The sequence below is a fragment of the Micromonospora maris AB-18-032 genome, from assembly GCF_000204155.1.
GTDB classification, from domain to species: Bacteria; Actinomycetota; Actinomycetes; order Mycobacteriales; family Micromonosporaceae; genus Micromonospora; species Micromonospora gifhornensis.
The window spans coordinates 4,387,008-4,409,854 of record NC_015434.1 but is presented as its reverse complement, the minus strand read 5'-3'; the positions used below and the strand labels follow the sequence as shown (position 1 = coordinate 4,409,854).

The 22,847-nt window shown below is 71.2% G+C and carries 17 protein-coding genes; 9 read left to right on the top strand and 8 right to left on the bottom strand.

What is annotated here, in order from left to right; genetic code table 11:
* Positions 1–53: 53 nt before the first annotated feature.
* The 7 genes from VAB18032_RS19510 to VAB18032_RS19480 all read left to right on the top strand — a co-directional run bounded on the left by VAB18032_RS19510 (position 54) and on the right by VAB18032_RS19480 (position 11,239).
* Positions 54–1,277 carry an MFS transporter gene (locus tag VAB18032_RS19510; RefSeq protein ID WP_013734619.1) on the top strand — a complete coding sequence of 408 codons (1,224 nt, stop codon included), beginning with the start codon at positions 54–56 and terminating at the stop codon, positions 1,275–1,277.
* A 76-nt stretch (positions 1,278–1,353) separates the two neighbouring features.
* Entirely contained in the window at positions 1,354–3,279 is a 1,926-nt protein-coding gene (locus VAB18032_RS19505) for a copper resistance CopC family protein (protein WP_013734618.1), read from the top strand.
* 217 nt (positions 3,280–3,496) lie between these two features.
* Complete coding sequence (locus VAB18032_RS19500) at positions 3,497–6,517, top strand: beta-xylosidase family glycoside hydrolase (protein ID WP_148272314.1); 3,021 nt, start codon at positions 3,497–3,499, stop codon at positions 6,515–6,517.
* A gap of 70 nt (positions 6,518–6,587) precedes the next feature.
* Positions 6,588–8,999, top strand: a complete 2,412-nt coding sequence (locus VAB18032_RS19495) for a family 43 glycosylhydrolase (RefSeq protein WP_013734616.1) — start codon at positions 6,588–6,590, stop codon at positions 8,997–8,999.
* A gap of 26 nt (positions 9,000–9,025) precedes the next feature.
* A complete protein-coding gene (locus tag VAB18032_RS19490; RefSeq protein ID WP_013734615.1) occupies positions 9,026–9,658 on the top strand; it encodes a hypothetical protein in 633 nt (210 codons plus the stop codon).
* A gap of 94 nt (positions 9,659–9,752) precedes the next feature.
* Positions 9,753–10,646: a hypothetical protein gene (locus tag VAB18032_RS19485; protein WP_013734614.1), complete on the top strand. Its 894-nt coding sequence runs from the start codon at positions 9,753–9,755 to the stop codon at positions 10,644–10,646.
* Between the two features lie 65 nt (positions 10,647–10,711).
* A complete protein-coding gene (locus VAB18032_RS19480) occupies positions 10,712–11,239 on the top strand; it encodes a P-loop NTPase family protein (protein WP_013734613.1) in 528 nt (175 codons plus the stop codon).
* Positions 11,240–11,251: 12 nt separating this feature from the next.
* On the opposite strand, the gene VAB18032_RS19475 is transcribed toward VAB18032_RS19480, so the two are convergent.
* The 3 genes from VAB18032_RS19475 to VAB18032_RS31855 form a co-directional block, all read right to left on the bottom strand.
* On the bottom strand, positions 11,252–11,887 hold the full coding sequence (locus VAB18032_RS19475; RefSeq protein WP_013734612.1) for a response regulator: 636 nt from the start codon (positions 11,885–11,887) through the stop codon (positions 11,252–11,254).
* Entirely contained in the window at positions 11,859–13,988 is a 2,130-nt protein-coding gene (locus VAB18032_RS19470) for a sensor histidine kinase (protein WP_013734611.1), read from the bottom strand. Before VAB18032_RS19470 ends, VAB18032_RS19475 begins: the two co-directional genes overlap by 29 nt.
* A gap of 107 nt (positions 13,989–14,095) precedes the next feature.
* Positions 14,096–14,794, bottom strand: coding sequence for a hypothetical protein (locus VAB18032_RS31855; RefSeq protein ID WP_013734610.1), 699 nt, complete (start codon positions 14,792–14,794; stop codon positions 14,096–14,098).
* A gap of 235 nt (positions 14,795–15,029) precedes the next feature.
* On the opposite strand from VAB18032_RS31855, the gene VAB18032_RS19460 reads away from it, so the two are divergent.
* Entirely contained in the window at positions 15,030–15,461 is a 432-nt protein-coding gene (locus tag VAB18032_RS19460) for a Fur family transcriptional regulator (RefSeq protein WP_013734609.1), read from the top strand.
* 66 nt (positions 15,462–15,527) lie between these two features.
* On the top strand, positions 15,528–17,732 hold the full coding sequence (gene katG / locus VAB18032_RS19455) for a catalase/peroxidase HPI (protein ID WP_013734608.1): 2,205 nt from the start codon (positions 15,528–15,530) through the stop codon (positions 17,730–17,732).
* Between the two features lie 68 nt (positions 17,733–17,800).
* On the opposite strand, the gene VAB18032_RS19450 is transcribed toward katG, so the two are convergent.
* The 5 genes from VAB18032_RS19450 to VAB18032_RS19430 form a co-directional block, all read right to left on the bottom strand.
* On the bottom strand, positions 17,801–18,898 hold the full coding sequence (locus VAB18032_RS19450; RefSeq protein WP_081476159.1) for a DUF2332 domain-containing protein: 1,098 nt from the start codon (positions 18,896–18,898) through the stop codon (positions 17,801–17,803).
* Between the two features lie 113 nt (positions 18,899–19,011).
* Complete coding sequence (locus VAB18032_RS19445; protein WP_013734606.1) at positions 19,012–20,226, bottom strand: S8 family peptidase; 1,215 nt, start codon at positions 20,224–20,226, stop codon at positions 19,012–19,014.
* 93 nt (positions 20,227–20,319) lie between these two features.
* The gene (locus VAB18032_RS19440) at positions 20,320–21,171 is read right to left on the bottom strand and encodes a hypothetical protein (RefSeq protein WP_232510826.1); all 852 of its coding nucleotides are present in this window, start codon (positions 21,169–21,171) and stop codon (positions 20,320–20,322) included.
* On the bottom strand, positions 21,168–22,532 hold the full coding sequence (locus VAB18032_RS19435; protein ID WP_232510825.1) for a hypothetical protein: 1,365 nt from the start codon (positions 22,530–22,532) through the stop codon (positions 21,168–21,170). The genes VAB18032_RS19440 and VAB18032_RS19435 overlap by 4 nt, the downstream gene beginning before the upstream one ends.
* Positions 22,529–22,834, bottom strand: a complete 306-nt coding sequence (locus VAB18032_RS19430; RefSeq protein WP_013734603.1) for a DUF6403 family protein — start codon at positions 22,832–22,834, stop codon at positions 22,529–22,531. Before VAB18032_RS19430 ends, VAB18032_RS19435 begins: the two co-directional genes overlap by 4 nt.
* Between the last annotated feature and the right edge of the window lie 13 nt (positions 22,835–22,847).

Here is a 22,847-nt window from a genome sequence, read left to right as displayed (position 1 = left end):
CCTCCAGCCGTAACTCTACGCCGTACGTCTGCGCGGCCACGAGGATCGATCCGGTGAGGACGTACTCGGAGCTGTTCACCGTTGCCGAATTCCGCAATCTCTTCCTGGCCAACTGCGCCGGTATCGCCGCCCACACCACCTCGGCGCTGGCGCTGGGCTCGCTGACCTACGCCACGACCGGCTCCGCCCTGCTCACCGCGTTGAGCATGTTCGGTGCGCCGCTGGCGGGTGTGCTCGGCAGCCTGACCCTGCTCTCGGCGGCGGACAGCCTGCCGCCACGTCGGGCGTTGAGCCTCGCCGCACTTGTCGCACTCGTGGGCGCTGCGCTCCAGGTGGTTCCCGGTCTGCCGTTGTGGGCACGGTTCGCGGTCATCCTGATCGTCGCGTACGTCGGGTCGATCACCGGCGGTGCCCGGTGGGCGCTGATCAACGATATCCTGCCGGCCGGCGGGTACGTGCTGGGCCGCTCGGCGATGAACGTGAGCGTCGGCGTCATGCAGATCGCCGGGTTCGGGGCCGGCGGGCTGCTGTTGGTGTGGCTGAATCCGTACCAGGTCTTCGGGGTGGCCGTGGTGCTGCGGGCGGTGGCGCTCGCGGTGACCCGGTTCGGGCTGCGGGAGCGGGCAGCCCGCTCGGCGGCGACCGCGTCGACCCGCCGCACCCTGCGGGTCAACCGGCAGTTGTGGCGGGAGCCGGGATGCCGGTCGCTCTACCTCAACCTGTGGCTGCCCAGCGGTCTGGTGGTCGGCTGCGAGGCGTTGTTCCTGCCGTACGCGGGGGAGCGGGCCGGGTTCCTCTTCGCCGCCGGTGCGCTCGGCATGCTCACCGGTGACGTGCTGGTCGGGCGGTTCCTCTCGCCGGCCGCGCGGGACCGCTGGGTGCTGCCGCTGCGACTGCTGCTTCCGGTGCCGTACCTGGTGTTCCTGGTCGGCCCGGGGCTGCCGCTGGCGATGCTTCTCGCCCTGGTCGCCTCGGTGGGGTTCGCGGCCTCGTTGCCGTTGCAGGAGCGGCTGATCGCCCGCGCGCCCGCCGAGGCGCGTGGCCAGGTGCTCGGCCTGCACCACAACGGCATGATGACCGGGCAGGCGGTCTGCGCGGCCCTGGCCGGGCTGCTGGCCGACCTGATGGCGACGCACTGGGCGGTGGCGCTGCTGGCCGGGCTCTCCCTGACCACGACGGCGCTGCTCACCCCGGGTCTGGCCAGCACCCGGCCGGCACCGGTCACGGCCTCGCCCGGGAACAACCGGCCGGCGGTCGTGGGGCGTCGAGGTCCGTGAGTGTCTTGACTTTTGCCATCTATGCAAAAAGATAGATGCGTCTTGGCCAAAGCTGCGCCGTCGTGAGGATGAACTGATGCGTCGTTGCCCTCGGACCACGGTGCGGGTCACCTCGGGCCTGCTCGCCCTGCTGCTCGCCACGGCGGTCACCCTGCTCGCCGACACGACCCCGGCGGCGGCGCACGGCAGCCTGGCGATGTCCACCCCGAAGGCCGACGCAACGGTGAGCGAGCCACTGACCACGGTGCAGCTCTACTTCACCGAGCAGGTGGTGCCGAACGCGTACTTCGCGGTCACCGCGCCGGGCGGTACCCGGGTCGACAACGGCTGGTCGCACGGGCAGCCCCGGCAACTCGACCGGCCGGTGCGCGAGTACTTCCTGGTCGACGGCACCTTCCAGCCGCGTGAGTACACGACCGGTTTCCCGGCGGTGGTGAACCTGGCACACCTGCCGGCCAAGGGTCGGTACACGGTCAGCTACCTGTCGGTGGCCTCCGACGGCGAGGCAGTACGCGGGACGATGAGCTTCCGCTACACCGGTGCGGTGACCCCGGCCCCGGCCGGCTGGCGTCCGCCCACCGACCAGCCGGACCCGTCCCTGGTCGCCGCGGCCGACCAGCACGGACACGACAGCGAGCCGTCACCCGCCTCCGCCGCCCCGCCGGCCTCGGCCCCGCCGGCCGCCGCACCGGCACCGACCTCGGACGGCGGCCCCGGCGCCGGGACCTGGACCGCCGTGACGATCGCGGTCGCCGCTGTCCTGCTCGGGCTGCTCGTCTGGCGTCGCCCGGTGATCGTCGGTCGGCTGCTCGGGCGAGCGGAGCGCACCCCGCAACGCGCTCGCGGCTCCCGCAAGGGACCGAAGAGCGTGCCGTCCCGCTCGGCCGCACCAGCCGGCCGGACCCGGTCGGGCTCGGCGACCAGGGCCCGATCCGGCGCGACCGACCGACGGCGTACGACCGTCGTGGCGGCGGCCCGCTCCCGCGGCGAGGCCGTCACCGCCGGCCCTGCCGCGACTGCATCCTCGACGGCGCTGTCGACACCACCGTCGACGGCGCCGGGTGACGAGCCGCCGCCGGTCGATCGGTCGAGCAACACCCGGCTGGCGCTGCTCGTCGGCGGGTTGGTGGTCGCGCTGCTGGCCGGATTCGGGCTCGGTCGCCTCGGTGGCGGCGAACAGCCGGCGGTGACCGACGCGCGGCCGGGCGGCCTCAGCGTGCCGGCGGCCGGCTCTGCCGTCGACGGGCACCAGCATCCGCCGGGCACCGGAGCACACGCACACACCGGCGACGGCGGCGACCAGGTCGCCGGGGCGTGGGTCAGTGCCGCCGGATACACCCTGCAGCCGGTGCAGCGGTCCCAGCCGCCCGGCGTACGGGTGGACTACCAGTTCCGCATCGTCGACGGCAACCGGCAGCCGGCGACCGACTTCGCGGTCGTGCACGACAAGCCGCTGCACCTGATCGTGGTCGGTCGTGACCTCAGCGGCTACCAGCATCTGCACCCGAGCATGAGCCCGGACGGCGTCTGGACCGTACCGCTGGAGTTGCCCCGGGCCGGTGACTACCGCCTCTACGCCGACTTCTCCGTCACCACCGCCGACGGCCGGCAGCTGCCGCTGGTGCTCGGCGTCGACCACCACGTGCCCGGCGTCTACACCCCGGCGCAGCTGCCCGCACCGGAGCCGAAGGCCACCGCCGGGCCGTACGCGGTGTCGATGGAGGGCACGCCGACCATCGGACTGAGCGCCCCGATCGTGCTGCGGGTCGCCGGGGCCTCCGGGCCGGCGCAGTTGGAGCCCTACCTCGGCGCGTACGGGCACCTGGTCGTGGTGCGCGAGGGTGACCTGGGCTATGTGCACGTTCACCCCGAACCGGAGCTGGTCGACGGGGCGGTCACCTTCTGGCTGACCGTGCCGAGCGCCGGACGGTACCGTGCCTTCTTCGACTTCCAGGTCGGCGGGAAGGTGTATACCGCCGACTACACGCTTGACTTGAGCTGACCGCCTCGACGTCCACTGTGTCGGCCCTCGCGCGCCACCGCGGCGACCACACGGCTCCGCGCCCGCCTCATGGGAGGCGGGCCGTGGGAGCGCTCACATCGGACCTTCCGGGAGATGTTGCTTGAAGATTTCAAGCAAGTATCGAGCAGGGTCTTGACGATCGTTGTTAGCGCTAACACGATTAGGGTCCCCGTCACGCTCGCGTCTGGAGCTCGCTATGCAAGTGTCCGTCGCCGCTGCCTCCGACCCCCGCCCCGCGTCCGGGCCACCTCGCCCCACCACCTCGTTACGCACCGTCGCACGTGCCGCGACCCGCCTCGTGACCGCGCTGCGGCCGCGCCGCCGTGGCCTCGCGTTGGCCGCCGTCGGTGCGCTTGTCGGTGCCGGCGCGGCCGTCCCCGGCACCGCACACGCTGCCGAACCCTGGTCGCCCCGTCCGTCGTACACCTCGACGGACCGGGGTGACGGCACCTACACCGTGCCGCTGCTGCGCTCCGACGTGCCGGACATCAGCGTGGAGCGGGTGCCGGCCGCCGAGAACGACGAGGGCCGGGACATCTACTACATGATCAGCACCACCATGCACCTGAGCCCGGGTGCGCCGATCATGAAGTCCTACGACCTGGTCAACTGGGAGATCGTCAACTACGTCTTCGACCGGGCGAACATCGGCGACTCGTTCTCGCTGCGCAACGGCCAGAACTCGTACGGGCAGGGCCAGTGGGCCTCGTCGCTGCGCTACCACGACGGCATGTTCTACGTCGCCTTCAACACAAACAACCTGGGCGGCGCGTACATCTACCGCACCGACGACATCGAGAACGGCGCGTGGCAGCGTACGGCGCTCGGTCGAGGGCTGCACGACCCGTCGCTCTTCTTCGACCACGACGGCACGCCGTACATCTTCTACGGCAACGGCAACATCAGCGCCGTACGCCTCAACGCCGGGCTGACCGCCATCGTGGCCGAGTACCCGAACGTGTTCACCGCCAACGACTACGCCGGCCAGCCGTTCATCGGCGGCCTCTTCGAGGGCGCACAGTTCTACTACATCGACGGCCACTACTACGCGGTCATCATCACCTGGCCCTCCGGCCAGGGCCGCCAGGTGGTCATGCTCCGCTCACCGGAACTGCTCGGCCGGCACACCGCCCCCGGCGGGGTGAACACCTGGCAGGCGCGCGGCGTGCTCAACTCCAACGGCTTCGCCCAGGGCAGCCTGGTGCCGATCGCCCGCCCCGGCGGTGCCACCGACTGGTACGGCATGTTCTTCCGGGACACCTTCCCGATCGGGCGTATCCCGGCGCTGATCCCCGCCACCTGGTCCGACGGCTGGCCGACGTTCGGCACGGCAGGTGTGGTGCCGGTCGAGGGCGCGTTCGACAAGCCGATCCGGCTCAGCCCTGCGGAGGAACTGTTCGAGCGGCAGAAGAGCATCGTCGTCTCCGACGACTTCGCCAACGACGCGCCGCACAAGGCGTACATGGACGAGCAGTGGACGATCCCGACGCCGCCGGCCGTCGACGAGTCGCTGATCGGCGTCGAACTGCTGGACAACGCCGGCTTCGAGTCCGACGAGGTGTCGCCGTGGGCCGCGCAGTTCGGTGCGACGCTGACGCGGGACACCGCCGACCCGGCGACCGGCTCGGCGGCGCTGAAGGTCAGCAACCGTACGCTCAACGGCTCCGGCCCCCACCAGTACCTCGCCGGCAAGCTGCAGCACGGCGTCACCTACACCGTCTCCGCAAAGATCAAGTACACCTCGGGCCCGAGCAGCATCCGGTTCAACCTGGTCGCCGACTGGGGCACGGGCGTGCAGGTGATGACCTTCGGCACCGTCCCGGCGGGACAGTGGACCACCGTCACCGGCCAGTACACCCTGCCGGCCTCGGCGAACCTGAGCAACGTCAAGTTCGCCGTGGAGACGCCGTGGGCCAACCCGCAGCCGGCCACGTCCAGCGTGGAGTACCTGCTCGACGACGTGTCGATCGTCGGGCAGCGCTCCACCACCGAACACCCGACCGAGGCCGAGATCCGGCCCAACGGGTCGCGGCTGGACATGGCCTGGGAGTGGAACCACGCCCCGGACAACCGGTACTGGTCGCTCACCGACCGCGAGGGCTGGCTGCGGCTGACCACCGGCAAGGTGGTGACCGGCAACTACGTCTACACCAAGCTGTCCAACCGGGCCGAGCTGGCCTGGTTCGAGGAGGCCCGCAACACGCTGTCGCAGCGTACGTTCGGCCCCCGGCAGTCCGCCGAGACCAGGATGGACATCTCCCGGATGCGCGACGGTGACGTCGCCGGGCTGGCTGCCTACAACCGGGGCTTCTCGTACGTGGCGGTCAAGCGGGCCGGCGGGGTGAACACCCTCGGCGTGGTCAACCGGGGCCAACCCTTCGCCGTCGACCTCGACCAGTCGACGCTGGAGAACTTCCTGCCCGGCACGACCGTCGCGCTGGGCGATGCCACCGAGGTGCACGTCAAGGCCGACCTGGACTTCGCCGCGCCGACCGGGCAGCTGTGGACCACCTTCCACTACAGCCTGGACGGGTTGACCTGGACGCAGTTGGGCAACCGGGTCGGTCCGCAGGTGCTCGACGGCAGCCTCGCCCACTTCATGGGTCACCGGGTGGGCCTGTTCAACTACGCGACCCAGCAGACCGGCGGCCAGGTCGACTTCGACCACTTCCTGCTCAGTGACACCCTCACCGCGCAGAACCGGCCGTTGGACACCACCGCGCTCGACGCGGCCATCGCGTACGCCGGCACGCTCGACGAGGCGCAGTACCCGGCCGACGCCTGGGCCGCGATGCGGGCCGCGCTCGCCGCCGCGACCTCGGCACGGGCCGGCGAGTTCGGCACCCAGAACCAGATCGACGCGCCGGAACGGGCCCTGAGCTATCAGCTCGCCCGGCTCGGCGTGCTGCGCGCCGCCACCCCCGAGCTGCCGGTCACCGTCAGCGCGCAGACCCGGTGCGTCGCCGGCAAGGTCTATCTGGCGGTGCAGGCCCGCAACGACCACGACGGGCCGGTCGACGTGGTCGTGGAGACCACGTACGGCGAGCGCAGCTTCCCGGCCGTCGCGCCGGGCGCCAACGCGTACCAGCAGTTCACCACCAGGGCGACCGCCATCCCGGCCGGTACCGCGACCTTCCGGATCACCGGCACGGTCGACGGCCGGGACGTGACCACCGTCCGCACCGCGGATCACGCCGCCACCACCTGCGGCGGCTGACCCCAAGCTGCCCCGGGGCCGGACCCACGCCGGCCCCGGGGCCCCGTCCCACGCTGAAGGAGGACATTTCGTGACATCACATCTGCGAAGGGCGACCCGTCGCCGGGTCACCGCGATCGCGGCTGCCGGTCTGCTGCTGGCCGGCTTCGTGTCGGCGGCGCCGGTCCAGGCCGCCGACACGAACCTCATCGTCAACGGCGGCTTCGAGGAGGGTTTGACCGGCTGGTTCGTCAACAACGGCAACTCCACCGACGCCGCCACGCTCACCCCCACCAGCGACGCCTACTCCGGTGCGACCGCGGTGCACGTCACCAACCGGGCGACCACCGGCTCCGGACCGATGCAGGACCTCTCCGGCAAGGTCCAGGCCGGCCAGACGTACGCGCTCAGCGCCCGGATCAAGTACGACAACCCGCAGTCACCGGGGACGAAGCAGTTCTTCGCCACCATGCACTACGGCGGCGGCACCTACACCAACCTGGTCAGCGTGACCGCGACCCGGGGCCAGTGGGCGCACTTCAACGGCCAGTTCACCATCCCGGCCAGCCAGGGCGTGTCGACCGCCCGGCTGTTCTTCGAGACGCCGTGGACCAGCAACCCGGCAAGTGACCCCAACCTGCACCTGATGGACTTCACGCTCGACGACGTCTCGGTGGTCGGCGCCCCGCCGCCCCCGCCGGCGTCGAAGACCATCGAGGTGGTCGGCAAGCTGCCCGGCGAGCACAACCCGTTGATCGGCCACAAGTTCGGTGCCGACGGGTACGGCTTCGTCCACGACGGCCGGGTGTACATGTACATGACGAACGACACCCAGGGCTACGCCCCGAACCCGACCACCGGGGTCTCGCCGGGCATCAACTACGGCGACATCAACCAGATCACCGTGATCTCCACGACGGACATGGTCAACTGGACCGACCACGGTGAGGTCCAGGTCGCCGGGCCGAACGGCGTCGCGCCGTTCACCAGCAACTCCTGGGCGCCCGGCATGGCCAAGAAGGTCGTCAACGGCCAGGAGAAGTTCTTCCTCTACTACGCCAACAACGGCAGTTCGAGCAACGTGATCACGGGTGCGTCGCCGATCGGCCCGTGGACCAGCGAGCGCACCAGCACCCTGATCGACGGCCGTACCCCGGGCGCCGAGGCGGTCGCCTGGAAGTTCGACCCGGCGCCGTTCGTCGACGAGGACGGCGAGCCGTACCTCTACTTCGGTGGCGGTCCCGCGTCGACGAGCATGCCGGCGGCCGAGCGGTTCAACAACCCGAAGAACCTGCGCGCGATCAAGCTGGGCGACGACATGGTGTCGACCGAGGGCACCGCGGCCGTGGTGGACGCCCCGGTGGCCTTCGAGGCCGCGCAGGTGTTCAAGCGCGACGGCAAGTACTACCTGTCGTACTCGTCGCACTTCGGCGGCAGCGACTTCGGTGGCAACCAGACGCCGCTGCCCGGCTACCCCGGTGGCGGCCAGATCGGCTACATGATCTCCGACGACCCGATGTCGTGGCCCAAGGAGACCTACGCCGGTGTGCTGTTCCCGAACCAGTCGCAGTTCTTCGGCTCCGGCACCGGCGGCAACAACCACCAGTCGGTCTTCGAGTACGAGGGCAAGTACTACTTCACGTACCACGCGCCGACGCTGAACAAGCGGATCAACGGCAACACCACCCAGGGCTACCGCAGCCCGCACATCCAGGAACTGGCCTTCAACGCCGACGGCACCATCCAGCAGGTGGTCGGCACGTACGCGGGCGTCGAGCAGGTCCGTGACTTCGACCCGTACCGGGTGTTCGAGGCGGAGACCTTCGGCTGGAGCAAGGGCATCGCCACCGCCAAGGTCGACGGTGGCTCCGCCGAGTTCGGTGGCTCCGCGCCGAACCTGATCGTCCGCGACATCGACAACGGCGACTGGACGGCGCTGTCGTCGGTGAACTTCGGCGCCGGTGCCGGTACCGTGACCGCCAAGGTGCGCCCGCTGGCGGCCGGCGGCCAGATCCAGGTCCGGCTCGACGAGGTCGGCGGGCCGGTGGTCGCCACCATCGCGGTCGACGGGACGATCGGCGAGTGGACGGAGCTCTCCGCCCAGCTCGACGGTGTCGCCGGCGTGCACGACGTCTACTTCACCTACAGCGGCCCCGCCGGCGCCGACCTCTTCGAGCTCGACACCTGGCAGTTCACCGCCGCTGCCGCCGAGCTGCCGGTGACCGCCACCGCGCAGACCCGGTGCATCGGCGGCACCGTGTATCTGGCGGTGCAGGCCCGCAACGACCACGACGGGCCGGTCGCCATCGAGCTGGAGACCGCGTACGGTAAGCGCTCGCTGTCCGCCGTGGCGGCGGGGGCGAACGCGTTCCAGCAGTTCAACACCCGCACGGCGACGCTCGCGGCCGGAACGGCGACGGTCCGGGTCACCGGCTCGATCGACGGTCGGACCGTGACCACGACCCACACCGTGAACCACCCGGGCGCCACCTGCGGCGCCTGACACTACGGGCAGAAACGGAGCATTCAATGGACACAGGCAAACGCAAGCGGCTGCTGGCGGCCGGTGCCGCTGTCGGTCTGCTGGCCGGCGCGGTGGCGGTGGGTTCGCCTGCCTTCGCTGAGCCGGGTGACGAGGCCGGGGTGGAGGTGACCGTCGAGATCGAGGAGATTCGGGAGCCGGGTGTCCTGGCGATGACGGTGGCCGCTGATTCGGTGTTGTTGTCGGAGGACGGGTCGACGTTGCTGGTTCGCCAGTTCACGGGCACTCTGCCGACGGTGACGGTCACTGACACCCGTACGGCGGACGAGGTGCCGGCCGGTGCGGCGTGGGCGGTGTTGGGTAGTGCGACCGATTTCGTCGGTGACGCGGATCAGGCGTCGATCGGTGCCGGTCATCTGGGTTGGAAGCCGAAGCTGATCGATGGTGGGGACACCGGTCTGGTCAGTGAGGGTGAAGAGGTCGTCACGGTGTTGGACGAGCCGACGCAGCCGGGTAACAACGTGGGTCTGGTGGACCAGGAACTGCTGGTCTCGACCTTCGATTCGGGTGCGGTGACTCCTGGCGAGTACACGGTTGACGCGGATCTGTTCCTGCGGACTCCGGCGGATGTCGAGGCTGGTGCGTACACCTCGACGCTGACCCTGTCCCTGTTCGAGTGAGTCGGTGGGGGCCGCCGCCCGGCGGCCCCCATCCCGGCCGGATCCGGTCGCGGATCGGCGAAACCAACAGGGGCCCGATTACGTCAGATCGGGCATGACAACCTCACGCTACGGGCGACTGGCCGTTCTGCCCCTGCTGTTGCTGGCGTCGGCGGCCTGCGGCCAGCAGGCCGGCGCCGACGGCGCCGGGGACTCCGGCGCTCCCGAGAAGTCCTACTCCGCCGACACCGTGGTGTTCCGGATGGACCACGTCGGCGGGTTCACCACACCCGCCATGCTGGCGACCCGGCTACCCGCCGTCAGCGTCTACGGCGACGGGCGGGTGATCACCCAAGGGCCGGTCACCCTGGCCTATCCCGGCCCGGCCCTGCCCAACCTCCAGGTCGGCACCATCAGCACCGCCGAACTGGAGAACCTGATCAAGGCGGCCCGGGAGGCCGGCGTGGGCGGCGTGAGCGACCTGGGCAGCCCGCCGGTCAGCGACGTGCCCTCCACCCGGTTCACCGTCTTCGACGGCACCCGGACCGAGCAGCTGGAGGTGTACGCGCTCGAGGTGGGCGCGGACCCCGGCGCGGGTGCCGGCCAGGGTGTGACCGCCGATCAGCAGGCCGCCCGGGACAAGCTGCGCGCCTTCGCCGAATCCCTGACTGCGGAAACCGGCCCGCTGGGCAAGGCGACCACGGACACCCAGGCGTACGCGCCGACCGCTGTGGCCGCCGTCGCCGAGGACTACGTGACCAACTCCGAGGTCGGCGACCAGCCCGAGGTGGCCTGGCCGGGTCCGGCGCTGCCCGGCGCCCAGCTGAGCAAGGACCTGGGCCTGAGCTGCGTCACCGCCACCGGCGACCAGGCCAAGCAGGTGCTGGCCGCTGCCGCCACCGCCAACGCGGCCACCCCCTGGAGCTCCGAGGGCAGGCAGTGGACCGTCCACCTGCGGCCGCTGCTGCCCGACGAGACCGACTGCGGCGACCTCGCCAGCAAGCGCTGACGACCGATCGGGCGGTCGGGCGCTGACCCGACCGCCCGAGCAGACCTCGACTAGGCTGCACCGCGATGAACCCGCCCTCGCGCATCCTGGTCTACGGAGTTCACGGATCCGGCAAGTCCACCCTGGCCCACCTGCTCGCCCAGCGTCTCGGCCTGCCCTGGTACCCGGTCGACGACCTGCTCTGGGAACCGCGCTGGGTGGAGGTGCCGGTCGCCGTGCAACGCAGCCGGATCGAGGCGATCTGCCGCCGCGAGCGGTGGATCCTCGACGGCGCCTACCACGGCTGGCGGGACGTACCGCTGGCCCGCGCCGACCTGGTCATCGGCCTGGACTATCCGCGCGGGCTCTCCTTCCGGTGGCTGCTGCGGCGCACCATGAACCGGCTCTCCACCGGCGAGATCATCTGCAACGGCAACCGCGAGTCGCTGAGCAGCGTGCTGTCCTGGGACTCCGTGCTGCGCTGGCACCTCACCGAGTACGGCAAGGAACGCCGACGGATGCGGGCCTGGCATCAGGACTCCTCCGGGCCTCCCGTGCTGCTGTTCGACACCCCGCAGGCCCTGGAACGTTGGCTGGCCGGCCTGCCCCGCTGAGCCGCGCGCCGCTCACAGCCCCTGTTCCCGAGCCATGCTGATCGCCTGTGCCCGGTCGGCGACCTGGAGCTTGGCGAAGATGTTGGAGACGTGGTTGCGGACGGTCTTGGTGCTCAGCCCGAACCGCGCCGCGATCTGCGGATTGGTCAGATGCTGCGCGATAAGCGTGAGGATCTCCCGCTCCCGGGCGGTGAGTTCGGGAAAGGCCGGCTCGTTGCGGGCCAGTCCGGCGAAGTAGCCCATCAGCCGGGTGGCGATGGCCGGACCGAAGATCGCCTCACCGTCGGCCACCACCCGTACCGAGCGGACGATCTCCTGTCGACGGGCGCCCTTGAGCACGTAGCCGCGTGCCCCGGCCCGCAGCGCGGCGAAGACCGAATCGTCGTCGTCGGCCATGGACAGGATCAACACCCGCACATGCGGACTCATCCGGACCAGCCGCTCGGTCGCCGCGATGCCGCCCATGCCGGGCATGGTCAGGTCGAGCAGCACCACGTCGGGCTGGAGACGACCCGACACGGCCAGCGCCTCCTCGCCACTGGCCGCCTCACCGCACACCTCGATGTCGGCACTGGTGGCCAGCAACGCCCGCAGCCCCGCCCGGAACGGTGCGTGATCGTCAACCAGCAGTACCCGGATCTGATCCATCGGTCCCCTTCGTGCCGGTGAGCAGGGTGGCGGTCACCTCGGTACCGCCACCCGGTGTCGAGGTGACGACGCAGGAACCACCGAGTTCCTCGGCCCGTTCCCGCATCGAGTGCATGCCGACGCCGTCGGGTCGGCCCGGCCGGCGGCCGCATCCGTCGTCGCGTACCCGAAGGTGCAACATCCCGTGCTCGACCCACAGGCGCAGTTCGACCGTGTCGGCCCGGGCGTGCCGGCGGGCGTTGTTCAGCGCCTCCACCGCGATCAGGTACGCGGCGACCTCGGCGGCGGCCGACAGCGGAGGCAACGTCGCCGGCACGTCGACGAGCACCCGCGGCCCGTCGGCCGGCCCGGTCGCGACGTGTGACCGCAGCGCCGCCGCCAGATCCATGGTGTCCAGTGCGGGTGGCCGCAGGCCGTTGACCAGCCGTCGCACGTCGGCCACGGCGGTACGGGCGTCGACCACGATCTCCTCCAGCAGCCGCTGCGTCGCCGCACCGGGCCCGAGTTCCTGAGCCGCCTCGGCGCGCATGGTCAGCCCGGCCAGGGTAGGCCCGAGACCGTCGTGCAGATCCCGCCGCAACCGCCGACGTTCCTCCTCGCGGGCCAGCACCAACTGTTCGCGGGAACGTTGCAGGTCGGCGGCGAGGGACTGGGCCCGGTCGAGGGTGCGGACCGCCTGCACGGCGACGCCGATGTGTCGGGCCAGGTCACGCAGCAGCCGCAGCTCCCGAGCACCGAGCGCGCTCTCCCCGGCCCGAGGGCCGAGCAGTAGGTGACCGACCGGCTCACCGGCGGCCAGCGGCAGCCGCACCGGCTCGGCCGGTGGCACCCCCAACCGGTACGACCAGCCATCCACAGTGGCGATCTCCACGTAGGACAGTTGTAGTGCTTCGCGTACGGTTGCGGTGCTGGTGGCGAGGACGGCGGCGGCGTCCTGGGTCTGTTCCAGCCGCTGACCGAGCCGGGCCAGGACCGCGTACGGGTCGTCGCGTTCGCCGTACACCAGCAGGTTGACCCGCCGTTGCAGCCAGTGCCGCAGCGGTGCGACGAGCAGCGCGGCCGCCGCCGCCCCGACGAACGAGACCGGCAGGCTGGCCGAGGCGTCGAAACCGGCCCCGAGCAGGCCGACGACCAGCACGTACGTGCCTCCGACGGCCGTCGACAGGGCGACGAACACGGCGGTACGGCTGATCAGCAGATCGATGTCGAACAGCCGGTGCTGCCGGATGGCGATGCCGATCGCGATCGGGATCAGCGCGCCACTGATCCCGCCGGCCAGATCCCAGAACACGCTGCCGTACGGGAACAGCCCGGGACGCCCGTCGGTCGACCCGGCCACCAGTCGGGCGGCCACCACCGTGACCGCCAGCGCCACCGCGTACCCGAGCCACTTGACCTGCTGGCGGCGCACCCCGCGGGCGCGGCGGGCCTGCCAGGCGAGCGCCGCGCCCGCCGCCAGGAAGATCAGTGCGCTGGTCAGCGTGGCCGCGCCGGCGGTCAGGTCGGCGATCGGTTGCCAGCCCGCGACACCCAGCGGATTGACCGCGCCGACCGGTGCGACCTGTTCGTTGGCCCCGGGCCGCAGCGCGCCGGTGACCATCGCCGCCGCGCCGGTGACCAGTACCGCCCAGATCGCCGGCCGCCACTTCGGCGACGGCGGCCGACCGTCGGGGAAGAACACCGGGATCAGCGCCATCGCCGCGTTGCCGGGCACCCAGAGCCAGTTCTGCGGCCAGGCCAGCGCGGCGGCCAGCGGCAGCGAGCCGGGTGCCACGACGAGCCCGTGCGCCGCGTACTGGCCGCACGCCTCCTGCAAGGCGAAGCAGAACCCGCTGGTCAGGGCCAGCCAGCCGATCGGGTGCTCCGGGCGACGCGCGGCGACCGTCGCGCCGACGACCGCGTTCGTCACCACCAGGAACAGATGAGTGACGTCGTTGACCGTGGCGCGGTTGAGCACCGCCAGTCCGACGGCGGCGGCGGACAGCAGCAGCGTGGCGACGCACACCGGCCAGGCCGCCCGGCGCGCCCAGCCGAGGCGTACGTCGTGGCCCGGGTGCGTCGGCACGTCGGCCCGCTCGCTGGCCGTGCGGTGGCTGGTCATCGCGCCGCCGACATTAGCCGTCCCGTCCGGCCCGGTGGATCGGACGACCGGCCCGGCATCTCGAACGTCATGCCGAGCCGGCCGCCGTGATCCGGGCGGTTGCACGCTCAGCTCCGTCGGGGCGCCGTACGTTGACCGAACGCCAGCGCGAGCCCGGCCACGATCGTCCAGATTCCGGCGGGCACCAGCGCGATGTACTGCACCGGCGTCAGCTGGGTGGCGGCGATCAACACGGCGGTCACCGCGCTGAAGACCGCGAACCATCGGCCCACCGAGCCGTGCCGCAACCCGCCGACCGCGACCGCGCCGGCGGTCAGCCCGATGCCGCCCCAGAGCCAGGTCATGGTGGCGACGATTGTCAACTGCGGGGCGATCACGTCGGGGTCGTACTGCTCGGCCGCGCCGAGGGCGAAGAACAACTCCGTCGAGATGCCGCCGCCGACGACCAGACCGACCAGCACCAGCCCGACACCCGTCGCGGCCAGCGTCGGCACCAGGCTGTCGGCCGGCTCCTGTGCTGCCAGGTACCGCCGGAGCCCGGCGGCGAAGACCGCCAGGCAGACGATGGCGACCACGGTCACCACCTGGTGCGCCCAGACGTAGCCGGTGCGCTCGCTCAGTGCGGCGACGTAACCGGCGTTGTCGGCCTGGAACTCCTCGGCGGGCGCGGTGAGCGTGGCGGTGGCGAAGATGCCGACCAGACCGACCAGGCCGCCGACCGTGCCGAAGATCGCCCAGGCCCGTCTCGGGCGTACGGCCTGCGGTGGCACCTCGGTCGGGTCGGCTGTTGTCGTGGCGGGATGCATGGGTGGTTACCTCCTCGGTCTGCGGACACTCCGGCACCGACCCTGCCGACCACCCGTCCCGGACCACATGGGTCACCCGGTCCTGACCGCCCGGGATCTCACCCGGGACACCCGACGATCCGGCGCGCGGAGTGACCAAGTCGACGCCCGGTTCCGCCCGGAACCGGCCGTCGAGCGCCGTCCTGGCCGAGATTTCTTCTTGACTCATTCCAGAAAAGCGGCAAGACTGCACGGCATGCCGACCTCCGGGGATCTCGAACAGCTGCTGCGTGACGCGGCGCTGCGCGTGACCCGTCCCCGGGTGGCGGTGCTCAACGCGGTGTACGCGCAACCGCACGCCGACACCGAATCGATCATCACCGCGGTGCGTCGGGATCTGCCCAACGTGTCCCACCAGGCCGTCTACGACGTCCTCCGCGCGCTGACCGCGGCGGCCCTGGTACGGCGCATCGAGCCCTCCGGCTCGGTGGCCCGCTACGAGGCGCGGGTCGGTGACAACCATCACCACGCCGTCTGCCGCTCGTGTGGCCTGATCGCCGACGTGGACTGCGCCGTCGGAGCGGCACCCTGCCTCACCGCCTCCGACGACCACCGCTTCGCGATCGACGAGGCCGAGGTCATCTACTGGGGCCTGTGCCCCGACTGTTCGACCGCCCAGAGTTCCTGAACCACCCGTTTCCGCAATCCTGGAAGGATCCCCGTGGCTGAGAAGCACGACGCAGTCGTTGGAGACATGCAATCGGAGGAGAGCGAGGGTCGCTGCCCGGTCACGTCCGCGCGCGCCCCGCACCCCACCCAGGGCGGGGGAAACCGCGAATGGTGGCCCAACCGGCTCAACCTGAAGATCCTCGCGAAGAACCCCCCGGTGGCCAACCCCCTCGGTGCGGACTTCGACTACGCCGAGGCGTTCAAGAGCCTGGACCTGCCCGCCGTCAAGCGCGACATCGCCGAGGTGCTGACCACCTCGCAGGACTGGTGGCCGGCCGACTACGGCCACTACGGCCCGTTCATCATCCGGATGGCGTGGCACAGTGCGGGCACCTACCGCATCAGTGACGGCCGTGGTGGCGCCGGCGCCGGTCAGCAGCGCTTCGCCCCGCTGAACAGCTGGCCGGACAACGCCAACCTGGACAAGGCCCGCCGCCTGCTCTGGCCGGTCAAGAAGAAGTACGGCAAGAACCTCTCCTGGGCCGACCTGATGATCCTCGCCGGCAACGTGGCGCTGGAGTCGATGGGCTTCGAGACCTTCGGCTTCGCCGGTGGCCGCGCCGACGTCTGGGAGCCCGACGAGGACGTCTACTGGGGCCCCGAGTCCACCTGGCTCGGCGACGAGCGCTACACCGGTGACCGCGAGCTGGAGAACCCGCTCGCCGCGGTCCAGATGGGCCTCATCTACGTCAACCCGGAGGGCCCGCACGGAAGTGGTGACCCGCTCGCCGCGGCGCGCGACATCCGGGAGACGTTCCGCCGGATGGCGATGAACGACGAGGAGACCGTCGCGCTGATCGCCGGTGGGCACACCTTCGGCAAGACCCACGGCGCCGCCGACCCGAACAAGTACGTCGGCCCCGAGCCCGAGGGTGCGTCGCTGGAGGAGCAGGGCCTGGGCTGGCGCAACACCTTCGGCACCGGCAACGCCGGCGACACCATCACCAGCGGCCTCGAAGGCGCCTGGACGAACACCCCGATCGCCTGGGACAACAGCTTCTTCGAGATCCTCTTCGGCTACGAGTGGGAGCAGACCCGCAGCCCCGCCGGCGCCATCCAGTGGAAGCCGAAGGACGGCGCCGGCGCCGGTACCGTGCCCGACGCTCACGACCCGACGCGCAGCCACGCCCCGACGATGCTCACCACCGACCTCTCGCTGCGGGTGGACCCGGTCTACGAGCAGATCTCGCGGCGCTTCCTGGCCAACCCGCAGGAGTTCGCGGACGCCTTCGCCCGGGCCTGGTTCAAGCTGACCCACCGCGACATGGGCCCGATCCAGCGCTACCTGGGCCCGGAGGTCCCCAGCGAGACGCTGATCTGGCAGGACCCGCTGCCGCCGGTGACCCACGAACTGGTCGACGCCGAGGACATCGCCGCCCTCAAGCAGCAGATCCTCGACTCCGGGCTCTCCGTGGCCCAGCTGGTCTCCACCGCCTGGGCGTCGGCGTCGACGTTCCGGGGCAGCGACAAGCGGGGTGGCGCCAACGGTGCCCGGATCCGCTTGGAGCCGCAGAACGGCTGGGAGGTCAACAACCCCGACGAGCTGGCTCAGGTGCTGCGCACCCTGGAGGGCATCCAGGCGTCGTTCAACGCCGCCCAGACCGGTGGTAAGCAGGTCTCGCTGGCCGACCTGATCGTGCTCGCCGGCTCGGCCGCCGTCGAGCAGGCCGCCCGCAACGCCGGGGTCGACGTCGAGGTGCCGTTCACCGCCGGGCGTACGGACGCCTCGCAGGAGCAGACCGACGTGGAGTCCTTCGCCGCGATGGAGCCCACCGCCGACGGGTTCCGCAACTACCTCGGCAAGGGCAACCGGCTGCCGGCCGAGTTCCTGCTGATCGACAAGGCCAACCTGCTGACCCTCAGCGCGCCCGAGATGACGGTGCTGGTCGGTGGCCTGCGGGTGCTCGGTGCCAACCACCAGCAGTCGCAGCTGGGTGTGTTCACCGCGACCCCCGGCGTCCTGACCAACGACTTCTTCGTCAACCTGCTCGACCTGGGTACGGCGTGGAAGTCGACCTCCGAGGACGCGAACACCTTCGAGGGCCGGGACCTCGCCACCGGTGAGGTCCGCTGGACCGGCACCCGCGCCGACCTGGTCTTCGGCTCGAACTCCGAGCTGCGTGCGCTGGCCGAGGTGTACGCCAGCGACGACGCCCGGGAGAAGTTCGTGCACGACTTCGTCGCCGCCTGGGTCAAGGTGATGGAGCTGGACCGCTTCGACCTCGCCTGATCCACCCTCGACGCCCAGGTCGGCCCGTCCCCGGGCCGCCCTGGGCGTCACCCTTTCCGGACCGAGACCTACTTCGGTGCGCCGAGAACGATCGGCGTGCCCAGTTCGGGTAGCGGCTCCAACCAGGCCAGGTGACCGTCGGCGACGGCGATCCGCCGGCTCCCGGCGGCGTCGGTGGCGGTCAGCCCGATGCCGGCCCGACCGGAGGGCGCGATGCGGTGATCGTCCTCCAGCGCGAGATGCAGCATCGGCCCGTCCGCGGCGAAGGCGGCCACCGCCGCGGCGAAGGCCGGACGCCGGTCGACGGGCACATGGATCCGGGTCGCGGTGTGCACCACCAGGCGTGGCAGCCCGGCGGGAAGGGACGCCGCGACCTCGGCACCGATGTCCGCGACGTCACCGCGCAGCACCCGCGGCGGATCGTCGGCCACCACCCGCATCGCCTCGGCCAACAACGCCGCCTGATGCGCGTTCTCCGGCCACACGAGCGCGCGTAGCCAGGCCCGGTCCTCGGGGTCGGTGAGATCGGGTGGATCGAGGTCGACCCCCACGACATCGGCGACGACCGGCAGTCGGTCGAGATCGGGCAGCAGCCGGCCGTCCGGCACGTCGACCCGGATGTGCACCCGACTTCCGCCGCGAGGCGACCATCGGCCACCGGACGCATAGTCGCCCACAGTGCTGTCGCCCACGCTGAAGGCGTACCGGTCGGCGCGCAGGTTCAGACCCGCGCTGCATCCCACTTCGACGACGCAGACCGGTGCCGCCGTGGCACTGCGCAGCAGCGCCAACCCCAGCCGGGTCACCAGGGACCGCTGCACGTGGTTGGTCTGCACCAGCCGGGTGGCCAGGATCGCCGCGATCCGGTCGGCATGCGCGAGGCAGAACCGGGTGAACGCTCGCCCGGTGTCCGCGTCGACCGGCCGGGCCCGCGCACCGACGACCGACGGATAGTACGCGGCGAGCGGATCGGTCACGCCGCCCAGCAGCAACTGGTGCACGGCACCGAAGAGCGCGAACGTCGGCTGCTGACCCGGCCGGGTACGCTCCGCCAACTCGACCAACGCCGGCTCGTCCGCCACCACGGCGAGCAGATGCCGGTACAGCGGCGAACTGTCGAACCCCCGCGCCGCCCGAAACACCTCCGCCGTCCCCCCACCCCCCATTCCCCGACTCTATCCGTCCACCACCGCGGATCTTGGTACGAAACCGCCCTCAGAGGGGCGCTTTCGTACCAAGATCTATCTGCGGCGTTGGGGTGCGGGATGGGTGTCGGTGGCTAGAGGTTGCGCTTGTTGAGCAGGCGGTTGGGGGTGCCGGAGAGGCTGCCGCCGACCACGCCGGTGGTGGCGTTGTTGACGATCCAGTTGTGCACGGTGGCCTGGCTGGCGTCGCCGTACGTCGCCTTGTAGAGGGCGGCGACACCGGCGGCGTGCGGGGTGGCCATCGAGGTGCCGTTCAGGCTGGAGGTGGTGGAGGTGGGGTACGTCGAGACGATCGCCGAGCCGGGGGCGTAGATGTCGACGCACGAGCCGGTGGAGGAGTAGCTGGCGCGGGCGTCGGTGTTGGTGGTGGCGGCGACCACCAGCGTGGCGGTGAGGTTGCGGGGCAGCCGGTCGCACGAGTTGCCGCCGGTGTTGCCGGCCGAGGCGGCGAGGAAGACGCCGCTGTTCATCATGTTGGTCAGCGCGGTGGCCAGGGTGGCGCTGTAGGTGTAGTTCCAGGAGGCGTTGGCCACGGCCGGCTTGTTGGCGTTGCGGGTCACCCAGTCGACCGCGCCGACGGCGGCGGACAGGGTGCCGCCACCGCCACAGTTCAGCCACTTCACGCCGTACAGTCGGACGTTCTTGGCCACGCCGTGGTTGGTGCCGCCGATGGTGCCGGCCACGTGCGTGCCGTGGCCGTTGCAGTCGGTGTTGTTGTTGTCGATCGAGTTGTACGCGAACGTGGCCCGCCCGCCGAAGTCCGGGTGGTTGGCCTGGATGCCGCTGTCGATGACGTAGGCGTGCACCCCGCTGCCCGTGGAGTTGTAGGTGTAGCTGCGCGACAGCGGCAGGTTGGTCTGGTCGATCCGGTCCAGTCCCCAGGAGGGCGGGTTGCTCTGGGTGGCGTCGACCACGTCGTACTGGATGACGTCGCGTTCGATGCTCAGCACGTTGGCGTTGTGCGACAGTTCGGCGACCTGCGCGGCGGTGAGCTTGGCCGCGAAGCCGTTGACCGCCCGGCTGAAGTAGGCGGTGGGGGTGGTGCGCAACGCCCGGCCCGGTGCGGTCGCGTCGGTGCCCGGCTTCATGGTGACGACGTACGCCCCGGGGATGACCGCGACGTCGCCGGCCGCCTGCGGGGTGGTGATCGGCACGGCGGTGGCCCGGTAGGGGCCGCCTGCGGCCATCGCTGGCTGCGGCAGGCTGAGCAGGGCGGCGATGACGGTGCTCGCGGTGATGCCGGCGGCGGCCGCGACGCGGCGCAGGCGCAGTGGACGTGCTTGTGACACGAAGCCTCCTCGGGGCGGACCATCCGATGTGGAAGGTCGCTGACGCTGAGAGGAGGTTATATAGACGTACGCCGACATATAAGCCGACGGATGTTACGGATTGATGTCACCTCGCCGCAGGCAGGTGTCACAGCACCTTGCTCGGCACGCCCGGCTCGTCGGCGAGTCCGGACGCCTGCCGGCTGAGAACGTCGACCTGCTCGTGCAGCCGGCGTACGGCGCTCTCGTCGACCGCCCGCACCGCCGTGACCTCATCGAGCAGTCGGGTGTAGTCACTGGCCAGCCGCAGGTACGCCGGCTGTGCCTTCGTCCCCAGACGGCCCCCGAACCGCTGGTCCAGGTCGACGATCTGCTGGGCGAGTGCGGCCGTGGCCGCAGTGAGGGCCGCGCGCCCGCCAGCAGGTAGCGGGGCAGCGACGGACTGATCGTGCGCGCCCCGTCGGGTACGGTGCCGGCCCGCACCAGCAGGTCGTAGTTGAGCGTGACCACCTTCAACGCCTCCAGCGGCCGATCGACGAAGGCGTCGATGCCCCGGCTGATCGTCGTCTCCATCACGACCGCCCGACCGAAGTCCCGGTTGTCCCGCTGGGGAAAGCGGGAACAACCGTAGGTGTCCCACTCCTGCCCGGCCCGGCTGACGACCAGCACGAGGGTGCCCGACGCGGCCCGCTCGGTCTGCTTGCAGGCGGCCCGCAGATCGTCGCCGGGCGCCATCAACAGGACGACCAGCCGACGGTTGCCGATGATCCGTTCGGCGGCGGGCCGATCCAGGTCGACGCCCGGCGCGACGTAGACCGACGACGCGCGGACCGCACGGGCGATCGGACCGTCGAGGACCCCACCGGACCACAACGCCCACCCGGCCAGCACCAGGGTGACCAGCACGGCGCCGCCGAACGTACTACCGAACAGGCCACCGAGCAGGCGGCGGAGCGTGGCGGTCACGACAACCTTCCCTGGAGATAGCTGGCCGGTCGGTAACTGGCGATGCCCACCATCCGGGCGGTCTCGTCCAACTCGACCGTCGCCTCGTCGAGCAACTCCCACACGTGCCGGGCGGGCAGCCCGTCGTCCAGCGCCGCGCGGGCGGCCTGGAGCTTGCCGATGCCTCGGGTGAGAGCGGGATTGCTGCGTGCGTCGGTCAGCAGCGACACCTCGACGGCGAGCGCGGTGAGCCCGGCCAGCCGGGCCGCCCCGGCACCGTGCCGGGCCCGACCCGAAGCACCAAGCGCACCCGAGCGGCGCAGCGAGCGGGCCGACAACACCAGGAACCCGGCCACACAGCCGGTGAAGATCCAGGGCAGCGCCGGCAACGCCACCCGCAGCGGGTCCAGTGGCCGGTACGGCAGCGGCCGGTCGAACAGGCCCGAGTACCGCACGTCGGTGACCTTGCCCAGGTACGCGCCGAGCACGTTGCGTTGCGGGTAGTCGTACCGGCTGAGTCGGCTGCCGAGCTGGGCGTAGAAGCTCACCGCGGCCAGGTCGGCGAACTCGGCCGCCGCCGGACCGTGGTACTCGATCCACCCGCCGTACAGCACCACGATCGGCTGGTCCGGGGCGAGTCGGGTCAACGCCGGACCGTACGCCGGCAGCGGCTCGCCGTACGGCTGCGCGGGCAGGGCCACGTACCACGCCCCGTCCGGGAAGGCGGTCCGCGCGACCTGTTCGGGCACCCCGTCGAGGGTGGCACCCCGGCCGACGTGGTACCCGCCGGTGCGCAGGTCGGCCAGGACGGTTGCCACCTCCCGTTCGGACGGTTCGCGCCACCGCAGGTCGTCGCGCTCCGCCGGGGCCGGCGCCTTGCGCAGTCTGGCGATGAGCGCGGTCAACTGGTTTGTCACGTCGTGGGTGGCGAACTGGGCCCGCCATCCGGCCAGCGTGTCCGGGGTGGCCACCAGTCCACCGCCGCTGACCTGCGTGCCGATCACCCGTACGGTGGCGTTCTTGACCTCCCGTACCCGATCGTTCTCGGCCTCGTCGAGGCCGGGCGGCGCGACCAGGATCCGGATGTCGGCGTCGCCGATCGCCTCGCGTACCCGCTGCTCGTCCCAGTGGGCGACGGCTCCGGGAAGCCGCACCACCGAGTCGGTGGCCACCAGGGTGGTCATCTCCTGCGTCGACGGCACAGTGGCGTCGCTCAACTCACCGGCCGCGCCCTCTTCGAGGCGCACCGACGACGGCGACTGGCCGTAGCTGACCTCGATGCTCTGCCGCTGGGCCAGCACGAACACCACCAGGACGAGCACCGCGACGACGAGCAGCACCCACCGCAGCAGGTGCAGTTGTCGGGACCACCGCAGCTTCACGACTGCGACCGCCACAACCGGTCGGCCTGCCGGGCGTGCTCGGTGGCGGCCTGCGCCGCCGCCGTACCGCCGCGTTCGGCGGCGAGCAGTTCGGCGCGGGCCAGCAGCCGGTCGGCCTCGGGCAGCGGTACGGCCGCCGCGTCCCGGCTGACCGTGGCGCTGTCGATCGCCGCCCGCGCCCTCGACCAGGCGACCCGGGTTGTTCGGGTGCGGGTACGCAGGCGGGGCAGCAGGGTGGTGACGATCCCGGCGGCCAGCAGCAGCACGCCACCGACCAACCAGATCAGCAGGGATGGTGACATGTGCTCCCACCGT